General features: G+C 35.2%; 19 protein-coding genes. 18 read left to right on the forward strand and 1 reads right to left on the reverse strand.

Translation table 11 applies throughout. The annotated features are described in order from the left end of the window. The first annotated feature begins 205 nt into the window (after positions 1–205). The 14 genes from BC6307_RS08025 (at position 206) to BC6307_RS08095 (ending at position 10,865) form a co-directional block, all read left to right on the forward strand. The gene (locus BC6307_RS08025; RefSeq protein ID WP_066411479.1) at positions 206–490 is read left to right on the forward strand and encodes a hypothetical protein; all 285 of its coding nucleotides are present in this window, start codon (positions 206–208) and stop codon (positions 488–490) included. A 163-nt stretch (positions 491–653) separates the two neighbouring features. Beyond that, positions 654–860, forward strand: a complete 207-nt coding sequence (locus BC6307_RS08030; protein ID WP_066411476.1) for a hypothetical protein — start codon at positions 654–656, stop codon at positions 858–860. 293 nt (positions 861–1,153) lie between these two features. Next, entirely contained in the window at positions 1,154–1,690 is a 537-nt protein-coding gene (locus tag BC6307_RS08035; RefSeq protein ID WP_066411679.1) for a sigma-70 family RNA polymerase sigma factor, read from the forward strand. Beyond that, a complete protein-coding gene (locus tag BC6307_RS08040; protein WP_066411473.1) occupies positions 1,680–2,696 on the forward strand; it encodes a DUF4871 domain-containing protein in 1,017 nt (338 codons plus the stop codon). Before BC6307_RS08035 ends, BC6307_RS08040 begins: the two co-directional genes overlap by 11 nt. Positions 2,697–2,845: 149 nt before the next feature. Beyond that, complete coding sequence (locus BC6307_RS08045) at positions 2,846–3,388, forward strand: ribonuclease FAU-1 family protein (RefSeq protein WP_066411470.1); 543 nt, start codon at positions 2,846–2,848, stop codon at positions 3,386–3,388. 61 nt (positions 3,389–3,449) lie between these two features. Then, a complete protein-coding gene (locus BC6307_RS08050) occupies positions 3,450–4,229 on the forward strand; it encodes a methyltransferase domain-containing protein (RefSeq protein ID WP_066411467.1) in 780 nt (259 codons plus the stop codon). Positions 4,230–4,415: 186 nt separating this feature from the next. Further along, positions 4,416–5,324, forward strand: coding sequence for an alpha/beta fold hydrolase (locus BC6307_RS08055; RefSeq protein WP_066411464.1), 909 nt, complete (start codon positions 4,416–4,418; stop codon positions 5,322–5,324). Positions 5,325–5,367: 43 nt separating this feature from the next. Further along, entirely contained in the window at positions 5,368–5,856 is a 489-nt protein-coding gene (locus tag BC6307_RS08060) for an NUDIX hydrolase (protein ID WP_066411461.1), read from the forward strand. Between the two features lie 54 nt (positions 5,857–5,910). Next, positions 5,911–6,240 (forward strand): HIT domain-containing protein, encoded by a 330-nt coding sequence (locus tag BC6307_RS08065; protein WP_066411453.1) that lies wholly within the window; start codon positions 5,911–5,913, stop codon positions 6,238–6,240. Between the two features lie 50 nt (positions 6,241–6,290). After that, positions 6,291–7,256, forward strand: a complete 966-nt coding sequence (locus BC6307_RS08070) for a quinone oxidoreductase family protein (protein ID WP_066411450.1) — start codon at positions 6,291–6,293, stop codon at positions 7,254–7,256. 52 nt (positions 7,257–7,308) lie between these two features. Continuing rightward, a complete protein-coding gene (locus BC6307_RS08075) occupies positions 7,309–8,148 on the forward strand; it encodes a nucleotidyltransferase domain-containing protein (RefSeq protein ID WP_066411447.1) in 840 nt (279 codons plus the stop codon). A gap of 184 nt (positions 8,149–8,332) precedes the next feature. Next, entirely contained in the window at positions 8,333–8,929 is a 597-nt protein-coding gene (locus tag BC6307_RS08080) for a hypothetical protein (RefSeq protein WP_066411445.1), read from the forward strand. A gap of 18 nt (positions 8,930–8,947) precedes the next feature. Then, positions 8,948–9,697, forward strand: a complete 750-nt coding sequence (locus BC6307_RS08085) for an aminoglycoside phosphotransferase family protein (RefSeq protein WP_066411443.1) — start codon at positions 8,948–8,950, stop codon at positions 9,695–9,697. Positions 9,698–10,421: 724 nt separating this feature from the next. Further along, complete coding sequence (locus BC6307_RS08095; RefSeq protein WP_235858042.1) at positions 10,422–10,865, forward strand: SRPBCC family protein; 444 nt, start codon at positions 10,422–10,424, stop codon at positions 10,863–10,865. Between the two features lie 48 nt (positions 10,866–10,913). On the opposite strand, the gene pepF is transcribed toward BC6307_RS08095, so the two are convergent. After that, positions 10,914–12,713 (reverse strand): oligoendopeptidase F, encoded by a 1,800-nt coding sequence (gene pepF, locus BC6307_RS08100; protein WP_066411441.1) that lies wholly within the window; start codon positions 12,711–12,713, stop codon positions 10,914–10,916. 318 nt (positions 12,714–13,031) lie between these two features. On the opposite strand from pepF, the gene BC6307_RS08105 reads away from it, so the two are divergent. The 4 genes from BC6307_RS08105 to BC6307_RS08120 all read left to right on the forward strand — a co-directional run bounded on the left by BC6307_RS08105 (position 13,032) and on the right by BC6307_RS08120 (position 15,671). Continuing rightward, positions 13,032–13,409: an SLAP domain-containing protein gene (locus BC6307_RS08105; protein ID WP_066411439.1), complete on the forward strand. Its 378-nt coding sequence runs from the start codon at positions 13,032–13,034 to the stop codon at positions 13,407–13,409. 76 nt (positions 13,410–13,485) lie between these two features. Further along, positions 13,486–14,235: a class I SAM-dependent methyltransferase gene (locus BC6307_RS08110; RefSeq protein ID WP_066411435.1), complete on the forward strand. Its 750-nt coding sequence runs from the start codon at positions 13,486–13,488 to the stop codon at positions 14,233–14,235. A gap of 95 nt (positions 14,236–14,330) precedes the next feature. Next, positions 14,331–15,038, forward strand: a complete 708-nt coding sequence (locus BC6307_RS08115; protein WP_066411432.1) for a DNA alkylation repair protein — start codon at positions 14,331–14,333, stop codon at positions 15,036–15,038. A gap of 123 nt (positions 15,039–15,161) precedes the next feature. After that, on the forward strand, positions 15,162–15,671 hold the full coding sequence (locus BC6307_RS08120) for an RNA polymerase sigma factor (RefSeq protein ID WP_066411430.1): 510 nt from the start codon (positions 15,162–15,164) through the stop codon (positions 15,669–15,671). Positions 15,672–15,687 lie beyond the last annotated feature (16 nt).

Consider the following 15,687-nt stretch of genomic DNA (forward strand, 5'->3'; position numbering starts at 1 on the left):
ATATTTCAATTGGTTTTATCTCTTGGTTTAACAGCGGAAATTAAAATACTGATTTAGAATTATAATTGTCTAAATTAACTAACTATCCGATAGTCTAAGAAGGATTTATTGTTTTTTATTGAGCTAATTACACAAATGAAGCAGAAGAGTTCATGCACATTAGTATCATTACACGACAAAAATAAAATTATTTGGAGGTATAGTTATGTGGGTAATATTTGGAGTTATTGCAATAGTAGCAACTTTTATCAATCTTTATATGTATGCAGCGGGAAAGGATTATAAGCTCGCTATGGCGATGGCATTATCATTTACAGCATTAACAATTTGTGCAGATTACAGTTATCTAACTCGGTGGGTAAAAGCTGAAGATTGGGCTGCTTTATCGGATGTAATACCTGGTATGGCAAGGGCATTTTGGTTTTTGACTATTGTTTCTATCTTACTAAATATAGCACCTATATTTTTAGAACGAAAACGTAAGAAATAAAGACTTATTGTCACTTCATTTATATAATATGCAATTATTGTTTAAGTCTTATTTATAACTAACGAGTGCGTTGATCCAATAAGGGATTTCAAAAAAAGGGAAAACACCTTTATTGTTGAATATACATAACCATTGAGGACTATCAAAAAATGGAGGTGTCCGAGTGCGTGGTTTAGGTGTAATTATTGTACTTCCGATTATCTCGGTTTTGTTTGGACTATACTTTATCACATTAGGGCTATGGGAATTAAGAGAAGGTCTAAATAGAAAACAATACATAATGTATATGTTTACTGGCTTGTTTTTCTTGGTGGTCTTAACCCCAATGATTTGGCTATTTGGAAGTGCCTTTTTAGTGCGAATGAATTAAGTATGAAAAGGTACACTTAAAGTGAACGGGTGCTTTAATTAAATTAGAACAACACATTCAAAACCGAAAGCTTGGGATAACCCTAGCTTTTTTTGTGCTAATGTATTAATAATTCATCCTACGAAAATGAATGTTATTTGGACTGTAAATTTATATTTTCTACACGTTTTCGAAACTACTTATACATAACTGAGTAGCTTTTTTTATTGAAAAAAATGAAACCAATACATAACTCAATCGTCTTAGCATTAAGTGAGAAATGAGGTGGTGTAAATTTGAGTAGAGGTGCCGGAATGGAAAAGGAATATCTAGAAGATAAAAATGCATGGTTTGAAAGAATTATGGATGAATATGGTGACAGATTAACAAAGCTTTCCTATAACTATACAAAGGATTGGAGTCTAGCCGAAGATATTGTTCAGGATGTATTCATTACTTGCTATAAAAAATATGAAAACATTGATGAAATTGTATCTTTTAAATCTTGGATATTTAGGATAACCATCAACAAATGTAAAGATATATTGAAGAGTTCACTGTTTAAAAGAATTGTTATGAACTCTACCTTTCTTACACAAATAAAATCATTAGAATTAACACCGGAATCGTTCATATTGAAGAGAAGCGAAGAGGCATTCTTATCTACTTGTGTTTTAGCACTACCTATTAAATATCGTGAGGTTATAACGCTCTATTACTATGAGGAATTTTCAATAGAAGAAATTAGTGAAATTTTGCAGATTAATAGAAACACGATAAAAACTAGATTGAATAGGGGAAGGGAAAAATTAAAAATAATGATGGAAAGGTGGAGGGAAAATGGAGAATGAGCTTAAAAACTTAAGGAAAGCAATGAATTCTTCTACTCACAAAGGTGTTCATTTTACAGAACTTCAGAAAAAAAAGATAAGAGCTTCACTTCATCAACGAGAAGTAACAAAGAAACCAAATTTCTCCATTTATCTTATCACTACTCTGGCTGTATCCTTGTTTATCTTATTGTTTTATACAGGTTTCTTACCTAACTTCTATTCTTCAGATGATATAAATCGAGGGTCTCTGCAGCCTGTAGAAAGCGAATGGAAGGTTCGACATGAATACACAAAAAATAATCAGAAGTTGTTCGAAGTTTTCCCAGACCCTACTTTGTCCGCAGGTAAAACATATGGTTATATCTTTAGTTTTAAGGAATCATTTGATATCTATAAAGGTAAAGATATAGAAATATATGCAATTCATAGTGATACAGGTGAGCGGATTAATGTATTACCTTCCAAAACAATTACGGAACCATCAGGTGGATATTCAAGTTTACAAAGGTTTACAGCATTTTTTGAAGTTCCAGATAGTGGACTTTGGAAATATGAAGTCTATTTTAATAATAAACTTTATGGTGATGTCGTATTATCAGTTGGAGACAAAGTTATCCAAAATATAGATATTCCTAGCTTTGTAAAAGCAAGTGACATTGAAATAATTGACTGGAACAGAAAGGCTGTTAATATAGGTAACAATATTGTAGGGAATAAGAATAAATCAGGTGTTATTGGTGCTAATATGCCAAGCATAAATATTAACCAAAAGTGGATGTGGCATCTTTGGGAAATTGAAAATCCTACGGAAACCAAACTTACCGCTATAGGTTTTCATAGAGAAACGGAAACGTGGCATCAAATCATCACAACAGGTTGGACGATCGGCCTAGGGGGAGCAAATAATGGCGCAGATGCACACGCACCTTCAAGCGTGAACATACCAATGCCAGGAGAATGGTCGATATTACTTTATGTTGATGGCGAATTATTTGATGTATTAGTTTATAACATCAATGAATAATAAAATAAATCAAATTAGAGAATTAGCACATTATACCAAATTTTAGCATAAAGAGCGTTGATCCAAGCAGGATTGATGCTTTTTATGTTGAAGTTATTTAAATGAAAATAGGTTTTAGAGTAACATTGGCAACTAATAGGGGGAGTAGAATGCTAAAAAGAAAGTTTGGGGACCTTTCTAACTGGAAACGAGTGATAAAAAGAAAATATTCACAAACTTATCTTGAAACTAAAGAATTTAAGGGATATATAACCTTATTAAACACTATAAAAGTGACAGAGCCATTATCGGTTCAGTATGGTAAAAAACTTGTTTGTATTGTAGACGATGGTTATATGTGGTTGCAGCAGTTTCCATTTAATAAAAACCATTCCGTAACAACGATGTTTGATGCCGATGGGAATATCGTGCAATGGTATATAGATATATGTCTTAGGAACGGAATGAAAAACGGTATTCCTTGGATGGACGATTTATTCCTAGATATCGTTGTACTGCCATCAGGTGAATTAATTGTAAGAGATGCTGATGAACTTGAGGATGCATTATCAAAAGGTATTGTTGATAAAGCCCTCTATGATCTAGCGTGGAAGGAAGTTCATAACCTTAAGAGTTTAATAGGTACAGGAAGCTTTAAGTTAATTAATCTTTCAAAAGATCACAGGGAAAAATTACTTCCTAAATTGAAGTGATTATTCTACATAAATTAGATTTCCATTTCGGGTTTTACTTGTTGTTAAGGAGGGAAAGTACATGCATTTAATTGACCCGACATCTTTGGAAGAGTGGATACAACCACATTCGTTAGAGTGGTACAAACAAATGAGTATTCTTCATGGTAAATACATATATTCTTGGAAGTCAACTATTACAGAACCTAACGGAGAATCAATTTTTGATAACGAAGTAACTCATATGATAGCAAATAAAAAAGTACTAGATGTTGGGTGTGGACATGGTGAATTTACGAATAAATGCGGTCTAATAGCAAAAGAAATAATAGGGCTTGATGTAACAGATAATTTTGTAAAGGTTGGCTCAGAAGATACTAACCCAAATGTGTCCTTTGTTGTGGGAAATACAAAAAATGGATTACCTTTTGAAATAGACGAATTTGATTGTGCATACATTAGGAAAGGTCCTACATCTGCTTATCCCTTCCTTAAAAAAGTAATAAAAAATGGAGGTGAATTAATTGGTCTTCACCTTGGTGATGAGTCAGGTAAAGAATTACCACTCTTATTTCCTAACCTCTTTAAATATTCAACAGGAACTTCAATTTTAAATGTTATTAAACAAAGACTTAGTGTAAGCAATTTCTCTAGTGTAAATGTTGAAGTTATGAATAGTACAGAGTATATCAATACTCCTTTGGACGTATTAAAATTACGTTGTTTTGGTCAACATCCCTCCATTTATAATATATTGAAAGAAAAAAATCTATTTGAAATAACCAAGATTTATGAACAAAATGCCACAGAATACGGATTACCTATTACATTTTCTCGCTATATAGTTAGAGTGACTGTTTAATAATTCCTGAAGATAATCTAGCAAGTAGAAAAATTCTATCTAACCATTTGGAAAAATATAGTATAATTAGATTAAAGCGATTAATTTTCTGAAGACAAAATAAAAGATGTTTTTTAATTGATTGCAACATGTCTTGAGAATGTCAGGAATATGGTATGGCATCTTAAACTAGTTAGGAGGTTTCACTTGAACAGTAACACTAAAACTTGTGCTGGTGTCGAAGTCAAAGCTGGATTTATTGAGAATGGAAATTATCAAACATACTACGAAATTCACACTCCAAATGTAAATTTTAAAGATAATACTCCTATTATTCTTTTGGCTGGTGGACCTGGTCTCTCCTTTAAAACATTAACTCCTTTATTTTCTTTAGCTGAAACAAGGCTAGTCATAGGATATGACCAGTTAGGTAGCGGAAGGTCAACAAGATCTGAACGTTTCAGCTCGTTAACAATTAAAGATTTCGTTGAACAATTTAAAACTCTTGTGACACAACTAAATATAACAGAATTCCATCTTCTTGGTCATTCATGGGGAACAATTTTAGGAGTAAATATTGCTTTACAATATCCCAAAAAAACAAAGAGTCTCATTTTACATAGTGGTATTGCTAATTGGAAAGTATGTCTTGAGGAAAGAGAAAAATTTGCTAAAGAGCATTTTCCTGATGAATTAAAGCAGGTAATAAAGAAGATGAATGAAGGTTTAAAACCTTCTCCTGAAGAAGTTGAACACTTTACATACGAATATAATAAACTATTTTATTGTAGAGTCAAATATCCTAATTACTTAATTAAATCCATTGAAGATAAAGATGTTGGTACAAATCAACTAATTTGGAATCCAGAGAAAAATAAAGAGATAGCAAGTTATAATATCTGTAGAAAATTAAATGAAATACACTGTCCGGCACTCATAATTAGTGGTAAATATGATGGTGTATCTGTTGGACAAGCGCAATTATTTAAGTCAGGTATCAAAAAGAGTAGACATATAGAATTCCAAAATTCCTCTCATTATTCACATATCGAAGAAGAAGATCAGTTTAATGAGTATATAAGTAACTTTCTAATTGAGGTTGATAACCTAGTATAACCTATACGTAAAAGTGTCAATTTATAATGATTGGAGAGAATACATGTCTTCAAATTATGTGTATTGGAGTGGTGGGAGAGTAAAATTAACTTGGAAAAACGATACAGCACTTCCTCCTAAAAAATTAACTACAAGTGCTCACGGATTTTGCTTCAAAAATAATAAACTACTATTAGTAAATATAAATCATAGAGGCTGGGATTTCCCAGGAGGTCATGTGGAAGATGGAGAAACTGCTGAAGAATGTTTACAACGTGAAGCTTATGAAGAAGGTTACGTAACAGGAAGTTGTTCACTCTTAGGCCATATTATCGTGGATCACCATGACAATCCGAATTGGAATGAAGCTAGTACATATCCGAAAATTGGATACCAAGTTTTTTATCGAATGGATATTAATGAATTACATGACTTTGATGCTAAATATGAAACAAAAGAACGAATTCTAATTGATCCTAGAAGAGTAGCAGATTACTATCATAATTGGAATGTGATATACCAAGAGATTTTAGATAATGCTTTAAAACAATAGCAAGTAAATATCGAAAATAGATATAACATTAATAAACTTATAGGTGGGATTACGATGACCGAAGACTTTTACTGTGACGAGGTTCTAAGTGGTAAAACAAAAGTAAATAAAGTGTTCGAAACAGAAAATGTATTAGCTTATTATCATACAAAACCTTTTTGGCCAGTTCATATTGTTGCCATTCCGAAGAGACACATCTCTTCATTTATTACGTTGGAAGAAAGTGATAATGAATTGTTGATGGAATTAATGGGGGTAATCCAAAAGGTGGCAAAAATGGTTACCGAAAAACACGGGGCATGCAGAATAATAACTAATTTAGGTGAATATCAAGACTCTAAGCATCTCCATTGGCATATCGTTTCTGGAGAACAAATGAGATAAACAGCGCCGTTCTCTGAAATTATTAAGCGTTTAAAAGGAGGAATAATAGCATGAAAGCAATAGTTCAACACGAATTCGGCGATGCTGACGTACTATTGTACACGGATGTCGAAATACCAAAGTTAGGTGAAAATGAAGTTTTAATAAAAGCGGAATATACGAGCGTCAACTATGCGGACATTAAAAAACGCCGAGGGAATAAGGGTAAAGGTAATTTCCCATTTACATTAGGGCTAGATGTTGCGGGAGTTGTAGAGGAGGCTCCTAGTGATTCTAAGTACAGAAAAGGAGATCGAGTTATTGCGTTTCCGAAAGCTGGTTCTTATGCGGAATATGTTATTGCTAATGAACAACTAGTTTTTAAGATTCCTGATAGGCTATCCTTTGAGAAAGCTGCCACGATGCCGACTGTGTCCATTTTATCTTATATGCTATTACATGAAATTGGCCAAGTAAGTGAAAATGATGTGATTGTTATTCATAGTGCTGCCGGCGGAGTAGGTTCAACTCTAGTACAATTAGCAAGCTTAGAAGGCGTGAAACATATCATTGGCACAGTAGGAGATTTAGAGAAGGAAAATTATGTGAAACAATTAGGTGCGCATTCAGTATATACTTATGAAACTTTTGCATGTGAAGTGCTACAAGTTACCAAAGAGAAAGGGGCTAATGTTATTTTTGACTCCGTAGCGGGAGATGTTACTAGTAAGAGTTTAGAATGTTTAAGTTTATATGGAACTCTCGTACAATTTGGTAACAGTAGTGGTAAAGCAGGTTCTTTTAAAACAAGTGATGTTCATAGTAGCTGTAGAAATGTAAAGGGCTTTAGCTTAGGAACAACGAGAAAATATGCCCCTGAACGATTAGCACCTGTAGCAGAAAAAGTAATTCAGTTGTTTGCGGAAAATAAAATCAACTTGAAAATTGCAGAAGTTTTTCCATTGTGTAAAGCAGCCGACGCTCATAAACTAGTAGAAAGTCGTCAATATGAGGGGAAGGTTCTATTAAAAAGTTAAGTTTATTATAGCTTTGTTATTAGTAAAAAATAAAAGGAGATGGTATACGTGTGTGGGATTTGTAAGTAGACATTTAGAACGGGATGAAGCTTTGCCAAAACATCGAGAAATACTGTTGGATCATGCAGTAAAAGATTTGAGTTCAGACTCTAACGTTTTAGCTATTTATTTAGCGGGTTCGTTAGCTAAAGGGAATGCTGATAATTATTCGGATATTGATATACATACAATTGTGACTCCCGAAACGAAAGCGGATTTTATTAAAAATAAAAGAAATAGAGCTAGCAAATGGGGAGAGGTATTATTTTTTGAAGATTTTAATCCTCTGTCACCAGTGGTAGTAACCCATTATGATTGTTTCGTCAAAGTAGATAGTTGGTATCATTCCCCCGAAGAAGTTACAGCTTCTATATGGATAAAGGGATATAAGGTTTTATACGATCCAAACAATCTTATAAGCAACGCAATATTAAAATCGTCCGCACTACAATATAAACCTTCTACCGAAGAAGTGGAGGTTTGGAGAGGGAAAGTCCTTGCATATATACACGAAGCTTACCGTGCAGTTATGAGAGGGGAAGTATATTATGCGCTCTCTAATTTAGATATGATTCGTTGGTTAATCGCTGCTGGGTGGTATATGGAGATGGATGAGCATTTAGATAGTGCTTATGGTGTTTGGTCCAAAATAGAGGGTGAACGAAGTAAATTAAAGACGTGGCAATTATCTTTGCTGGAAAGTTGGGATTGTAATCGGAACACTAATCAAATAATGAAAACAATCGCAAGTATGGTTCCGGAAATAATTAGGTTGAATATACAGTTATGTAAGCAAGTAAATATGGAAGCTAATGATGCTCATTTCAAAAAAATAATAGAAATGGGTTACTAATATAATGGGGAGCAAAGAGACACCAAATTTTATCTTACCAATTTGGTGTTTCTTTTTGATTGTAATATATTTAACACAAGTTCGACAAAAGCTTCAAATGCGGTAGATAAAACGGTGTACCGAAACTTTTTTAGACTTAGGATCGTATATAACAGAAATATGAAAAATGTGGCAGGTGACTACCATGAGTAAAAATCAACCCCGCGGAAAGAAGCAAACGGTTTCGAACAAGAGAAGATGGAGAGTTATTTTGGTTTTCGTGTTTGCCTTTGCAATCTGTATAGCCATCGGTGGTGCTTTCCTTATTTTCCGAGATTTAGTTTATCCCGACATGTATTATGTTCTTTTATTTGATTTGATAGGTATGGTAGGTTTGTACATGGGGGCAATTTTTTTATGTGCTTTTTTTCTATATTTGTTTTTTATCATTGTCTTCATAAACCCGCAAAGGATTAAGAGGAGTAAAGTTTTAAAATTTGCAGCAGCTGGAATGGTTGTATTTATTTTTACCGTATGGGTCGTCGGCTTTAGTAGTCAAGAAATCAGTAGAGATAGTCAGGCGTTTCAGGATTACAAAGAAGGGAATTGGACGGTAAAGGAATTGCTAGTAAGGGATATATATGGACCAAATAAACGTTCAAATATAACAATACTTGAAACCGATGAAGGGGATATGGTTCTGTACTGGAGACCTTTTCGAATCTACCGGGATCAAATATATCGGTTTACCTACCTAGAGAAGACGAAGGTTGTTCTTGAGGTGGAGCAGGTTGGAGAATAGATAAGGGGGAGTTATTGATTGAACTTAGGAAACCCAATTGCAGAAGGAAATACCGCAAAAATATTTTTGTCTAACAACAAAATAGTTAAAGTGTTTAACGATTTTTTGCCAGAAACAGAAGCTCTTTATGAAGCTGAGAAACAAAAGTATGCCTATTCATGCGGACTTCCAGTGCCAAAAATACATGAAGTTACGAAAATAAACGACAAACAAGCGATTGTAATGGAGTATGTTAAAGGAGAAACGTTAGGCGAATTATTTCTCCATAACCAAGAACGAGCAGAACATTACTTGAATCTCTCTGTTGATGTACAAATGGAAATACATGATGTAATCGGGGATGGAATAGAGCCGATGGTTGACAAGTTGTATCGTCAAATTAACGGAGTGGAAGAACTAAGTACGAAGCAAAAATGTTATCTACTAAAAAAATTAGATTCATTCACAAACGAAAACAGGCTTTGTCACGGTGACTTTCATTTGTTTAATTTACTAAAGACGGATCGTCATATTGCTATTATAGATTGGGTCGATTCTAGTATGGGAGATATTCGTGCTGATATATATCGTACCTATCTATTATACTCTCAATTTTCCTCAGATTTAGCTGATTTGTACTTGGAGCTATATTGTAAAAAGAGTGGACTTTTAAAGTCTGAAGTTTTTCAGTGGGCTCCAATCATTGCGGCTGCAAGACTATCTGAAAATGTTTCATCGGAGAATTCAGAGCGGCTTATGGAGATTGTTAATAAATATTGCTCTTACTAGAGTCTAATAGGTGAAGATTACTTACCATGAAGTACATTAAGATTACTATTGTCGGTATCAAACAGATAAATAGGATTATTTTCAGTAAGCACACATAGAGTGGGGGGCTAATTATTAGATACATAAATGCTTTTATAATTATTGTATTGATCTTAACTGGTTGTAGTAGAGGTTATGACTCACTAGAAGAAGCAGTCCAGAGCCATTGGGAAACACCAATAGAAGTAATCAATCAAGACTAAGAGAATCAATTAGTATATTATTTAGACCAAACTCAACATGTTTTAGGTGCGTACGATTACGAGTACGGAAAATATCGTTATGATAATAAGCAAAGTGTTGGGATTACGTTTGATTCCGAAATTGGTCTACCTTTTTTAGTTTCCGTAAATTATTTTGAAGGGGTAGGAAACATTATTCATGGTGCGATAAGTACGGATGAACATGAGATTGATAAGTTTGTTATTCAATATATTAATGGAGATTCTCAAGAGGTTAAGGCGAAAAATAATACTTTTATTGCTGAATTTCCAGCGCATTTACCAGTAGAGGAAGAAGGTTTTTACACCCAAATTGTTCAAGCAACAGGTTACGATAAAAGTGGAGAGGTCGTTGAAACTTGGAAATGACTGCCGAGAAAAAGACAATTCGGGAAGGCATCGGATTGTCTTTTATTTATGATCAAAGGTTATAATGAGTTTATATATTTAGAAGGAGATGAAGGATGATGCAATCAAATGAACTAACAGTTAAAGACGAAGTATTAATTGAAGCCCCCCCTTCGAAAGTGTGGGAAGTTCTTGTTAAGCCTAAATTTGTTGCCAATTGGGATGAGTTGCCAGAAAATTACCCAGAAGAGGAAATGACTCTCGGTAGTAAGGTAGTTTGGGAGCTTCCTAATGGTGGGCAATCGATCACAACGATTATTAAGGCAGACCAAAATAAAGAATTAATCATCGCATTAAACGTGACGAATTGGGAAGTACAACCGAAAGAAGGCGATGTAGCGTATCGTTATCTTTTAGAAGAAAGAGGTAGTGGTACTTTGCTTAAAATAGAGATTGGTGATTTTTCACTCATAAAAAACGGCCAAATGTACTATGATGCTTCCGTAGAATTTGCCTCCGATGCCAAAAAAGTAATAAAAGAATTAGCGGAGGATTTATAAGAAAAACCTAGCCGTCTGTTCAGATAGCTAGGTTTTTTCATCTTAAAATTAAAAACTCTTCTCCAACTCATCCACTAATGACCCGACATACGCAACGGCCTTGCGAATTGGTTCAGGTGTAGACATATCTACTCCAGCAAGTTTCATCAGCTCTATCGGTTTCAGTGTGCCGCCTGCTTTGAGAGCGGATAACCATCGATCCACGGCTGGCTGGCCTTCCTCTTGAATCATTTGGGATGCAGCGGTAGAAGCGGTTAGCCCAGCAGAGTAAGTATACGGATATAAGCCCATATAATAATGTGGCTGGCGCATCCACGTTAAGCCTGCTCCTTCGTCGATTTCTACCTCTTCTCCCCAGAATGCAGTGAGAAGTTCTACTTTTTGTTCATTTAATAGTTTTGCAGTGATTGGTGTACCTTGATGCGCTAAATCATATACTCTACGTTGAAGTTCCCCTTCCAAAATATGAGTAACGAAATTGTGATAATACGTACCTAGAGATTGTAAAATAACCCAACGTCTCATTCGCTCATCGTTGGATTGCTCTAAAATGTGCTTGCTTAATAGCATTTCGTTCATCGTGGAAGGAGCTTCTACAAAATATCTTGATGGACGAGTGTTCGAAATACGTTGATAACGGCCAGCAAGAACAAAATGACCAGCATGACCTAATTCATGAGCAAGTGTAAATGCATTTCTCATCGAATTATTCCATGTCATTAAAATATATGGATGAGCACCATATGGACTTGAGCAGAACGCACCCGATCTTTTCCCAACATTATCAGCAAGATCCACCCAACGATTGTTAATTCCTTGCTCCATGATCTCCATATATTCGGAACCCATTACTTGTAATGAATCTAAAACTAGCTTGGAAGCTTCCTCATAAGTCACCTCTGGAGAAAAGTCAGGATCTAGCGGTGCTTTAAGGTCGAAATATTGAATCTTGTCAAGACCTAACACACGTTGCTTCAACTTCGCTAGACGACGCATATGTGGAGCTAATTCCGTTTGAATCGTATGTAATTGATTATCGTACATTTCTTTCGTTACTTGTTGTTCATCTAGAAGCATATCAGTAACAGATTCATAGTTACGTAAGCGTGCTTCTGTTACTTGCTTTTTTACTTCCGTTGCATAGGTTGCAGCATATGTATTTTGGTATTGTTGTAGTGTACCGACAAAAGCATCATACGCTTTCCGACGAAGTTCTGTATTGGCTGAGTCCTCGTATTTTGGGAAGGAGTTAAAAGTTAGCGGGTGTTCCACTCCATCATCTGTCGTAAAAGACGAAAACTTCATATCAGATGTTTTGCTTCGTTGGTAAATCATATACGGAGAATCAAATACTTCGCCAAATGCAGCTAAGACTTTTTCTACATCAGGAGATAAGCGGTGTGGCTTTGACTCCAAAATGTCCGTGAGTGTCTTCTGGAAATCTACGAGCTCGCTTTCTTCGTTTATATAAGCTTTAACCGTATCACTGTCTAATTGAAGAAGTTCAGATTCTACGAACGACAAACTTGAACGAACGTTAGATAAAACCGAACCGACACGGGCTGCATTTGCTTGGTAATTAGGATTCGTACCGTCAACCGACATTTGTAAATCTGCATATGTTGCTACACGCATTAGTCGCTCTTGTAACGCGTCTTTTGCCTTCAAGCATTCTAGTAACGACTTGGCATTTTCACACACTGCTCCTTTATATTTAGTAACTGTTTGAATATCAGTTTCAACTGCCACCAGTTCAGTTTCCCAATCTTCTTCCGTTTGAAATAAATCTCGTAAATCCCACGTCTGCTCAACAGGGACGTCTGAACGTAGTAAAGTACCCTTTGTCATAAAATTACCCCTTTCCGTATTGAGTTTACTAGATTCACGCTAAATGCTTCGTGAATCGAAATATAATTTTATTATAAAGCAAACTTACCGGAAATGAAAATATTTTCTTAAAAGTCAAAATTTTTGATGTGGAAACGGCTTATCGCAAATAAGAGGGAAGGAATCGCAAATAAAAAAAGCTTATCGCAAATGAACACGCGGTAACCGCAAATAAAAAGGTAAATAAATAACGAATTAACAATGGTAAGCCATTAATGTGCTATACTTCAGCCTTTTTGTACCATATGTTAGACTAATACTCAAGAGGTGAATGAAACGATGCAACAATTACGATTTGAACCAGCTTGGGACAGAACATTATCTACTAATGACAGACAACATATCGAAAATATTTTTCAAGAAACGAAGCACATCCATAACTCTAGTATTATTTTTTCACCTATTCGAGAAGCAGTGAACCATAGTGAGGCATTACTAATTACTGTTTTGATACATAACGGTATGGAGCAGACACTAACTTTTCATAATAAAAGATTGCAGTATAAAATACGTGATGAGGTCATTGGGGACCAAGTATTCACATTGCCCGCGCTTTCTATTCCATCCAAAGTAAGTACGCCTTGGACGTTTATCTACCCAAAAGGCAGTTATAAACAAAGTGTTCCTTTTAAAAATGGAAAGTTAAATATCATTTAATCTTCAAAACTTTGAAAGGGTATTTTGTGGAAAATGTCGAATTGAAAGGGTGAAGAAGTAAAAGGATGTGTTTAGAATGCAAAATACGAAGGAAATTTTAACTTTAAATAAAAGTAGTTGGGAAAAAGCGGCGGAACGTTTTTTTGGTAGAAATCCTCTTCCAGACTACGGACCTTTTTCACCTAGTGAAGAAAAGTTAAAGTTGCTTGGTGACATAAATGGGAAAACAGTATTAGATATTGGTTGTGGAAGTGGGCACTCCTTATTGTATATGGCAGAACAGGGTGCGAACGAGCTTTGGGGGTTAGACCTTACAACGAAACAAATAGAAACGGCACGTGAAGTATTGAAGGATGTAAAGGGAAAGGTGACATTAAAGGAATCTCCGATGGAGGAAAATCCGGGCATTCCGTTTAACCATTTTGATATTGCATACTCTATTTATGCGTTAGGATGGACGACCGACTTGAAGGAAACTTTGTCTCACATTCATAGTTATTTAAAGCCAGGAGGTGTTTTCGTTTTTAGTTGGGAACATCCGCTGCATGACCGGATTAGCTACGAAGATTCATCCTTTCTGTTCAACAAATCTTATAATGTCGAAGGTCCTGAATATAACGAGGCGTGGCATCAAGATGTCGTTATTTTTCACCGTAAATTAACTACTTATATTAATACGTTGATTGAAACAGGTTTTAAAATCGAAAAGGTTATGGATGATGTGGTTATACCTGCTGATGCAACAACCGATCCAGCAAGGTGGTATTTTCGGCAAAAGGCTGAATTAATGCCAGCTACTTTCATCATAAAAGCTACGAAAATGTAAGTGTTTTTAGAGAGATAGTTTATAATACATATATCAAAGCAAAGGCCTCTCAATTTTTTTGGGAAACTATCTTTTCTAGAAAGGATTGAATACCAATGGATTTTGAAACAGTGATGCAAGAACTAGAAACGCTCGGTAAGGAACGTACGAAAAAAATGTACATATCTAACGGTGCGCGTGAACCGCTTTTTGGGGTTGCTACAGGTGCGATGAAGCCGATGGCGAAGAAAATAAAAATAAACCAGCTTTTAGCGGAACAACTATATGCGACTGGAAATTATGATGCGATGTATTTTGCAGGAATTATTGCAGATCCAAATGCTATGACGAAGTCCGATTACGACCGTTGGATGGATGGGGCATATTTTTATATGTTATCTGATTATGTAGTAGCGGTAACTTTATCAGAGTCTGGCATCGCACAAGATGTTGCCGATAAATGGATTGCGAGCGGTGATGAGTTGAAAATGTCGGCAGGGTGGAGCTGCTATTGCTGGCTTTTAGGAAATCGGAAGGACCATGAATTTTCCGAAAGTAAAATTTCCGAGATGCTTGATAGAGTAAAAAACACGATTCACGACTCACCGGAACGGGCAAAAGCTTCTATGAATAATTTCCTATACACAGTTGGCGTTTCCTATATTCCTCTAAATGAAAAGGCCATTGTGACTGCTCAAGAAATTGGTATAGTGGAAGTCAAACGCGAAAACAAAAAGAGCAGCCTTTTAAATGCTTATGAAAATATTCAAAAAGACATGGATAAAGGCAGACTTGGTTTCAAACGTAAATATGTAAGATGTTAAAGGACGGTGGGACACGTGCTTGTTCATCCATTATTTGGTGGGACAAGGAACCTGTCCCTCTGTCCACTTTTTTTGTGTAACTTTTTTCGTATTCATCCGTGGATATAGTGAAAGGAGGGTTCGATGGGAAAGGGTGTAGATTTAGAACAAATATATTCGCTTTATGTAAATGATGTGTATCGGTATATATTTTCACTTTGTAAAAATAAAACATTAACGGAAGACGTTGTTCAAGAAACTTTCTATCGGGCCTACCTTTATGTTGAAAGTTACAAGATGGAAAAAATAAAACCTTGGTTGTTTAAAGTGGCTTATCATACATTTATCGATGTGGTACGGAAGGAAAAGCGAATAACGTATTATGATGATCTTGAACTTTTAAATACCGATGTAAAAGGTGGCCAAGGCAGAAGTGCCGAAGAAGAGTATTTCGTTAAAGATAGTATTGAACAATGGTTTCAAGCATTAGGGACTTTGTCCGTAACAAAAAGAAATGTCGTATTACTGAGAGATTATTATCAATTTTCTTATCAAGAAATAGCAGACATTTTTGATATGTCGATTTCAAAAGTAAAAGTAAACATATATCGAGGACGTAAGGAACTGGAAATGAAAATGAAAGAAATAAACTAAAAAGGAGGAAATGCGA

This window comes from Sutcliffiella cohnii, from assembly GCF_002250055.1.
GTDB classification, from domain to species: Bacteria; Bacillota; Bacilli; order Bacillales; family Bacillaceae_I; genus Sutcliffiella; species Sutcliffiella cohnii.

Coding starts and splice junctions, on each gene's coding strand:
- BC6307_RS08060 (WP_066411461.1), top strand. CDS start 5,368: ATGTCTTCAAATTATGTGTATTGGAGTGGTGGGAGAGTAAAATTAACT.
- BC6307_RS08050 (WP_066411467.1), top strand. CDS start 3,450: ATGCATTTAATTGACCCGACATCTTTGGAAGAGTGGATACAACCACAT.
- BC6307_RS08080 (WP_066411445.1), top strand. CDS start 8,333: ATGAGTAAAAATCAACCCCGCGGAAAGAAGCAAACGGTTTCGAACAAG.
- BC6307_RS08070 (WP_066411450.1), top strand. CDS start 6,291: ATGAAAGCAATAGTTCAACACGAATTCGGCGATGCTGACGTACTATTG.
- BC6307_RS08065 (WP_066411453.1), top strand. CDS start 5,911: ATGACCGAAGACTTTTACTGTGACGAGGTTCTAAGTGGTAAAACAAAA.
- BC6307_RS08025 (WP_066411479.1), top strand. CDS start 206: ATGTGGGTAATATTTGGAGTTATTGCAATAGTAGCAACTTTTATCAAT.
- pepF (WP_066411441.1), bottom strand. CDS start 12,713: ATGACAAAGGGTACTTTACTACGTTCAGACGTCCCTGTTGAGCAGACG.
- BC6307_RS08115 (WP_066411432.1), top strand. CDS start 14,331: ATGGATTTTGAAACAGTGATGCAAGAACTAGAAACGCTCGGTAAGGAA.
- BC6307_RS08040 (WP_066411473.1), top strand. CDS start 1,680: ATGGAGAATGAGCTTAAAAACTTAAGGAAAGCAATGAATTCTTCTACT.
- BC6307_RS08035 (WP_066411679.1), top strand. CDS start 1,154: ATGGAAAAGGAATATCTAGAAGATAAAAATGCATGGTTTGAAAGAATT.
- BC6307_RS08110 (WP_066411435.1), top strand. CDS start 13,486: ATGCAAAATACGAAGGAAATTTTAACTTTAAATAAAAGTAGTTGGGAA.
- BC6307_RS08120 (WP_066411430.1), top strand. CDS start 15,162: ATGGGAAAGGGTGTAGATTTAGAACAAATATATTCGCTTTATGTAAAT.
- BC6307_RS08045 (WP_066411470.1), top strand. CDS start 2,846: ATGCTAAAAAGAAAGTTTGGGGACCTTTCTAACTGGAAACGAGTGATA.
- BC6307_RS08105 (WP_066411439.1), top strand. CDS start 13,032: ATGCAACAATTACGATTTGAACCAGCTTGGGACAGAACATTATCTACT.
- BC6307_RS08095 (WP_235858042.1), top strand. CDS start 10,422: ATGATGCAATCAAATGAACTAACAGTTAAAGACGAAGTATTAATTGAA.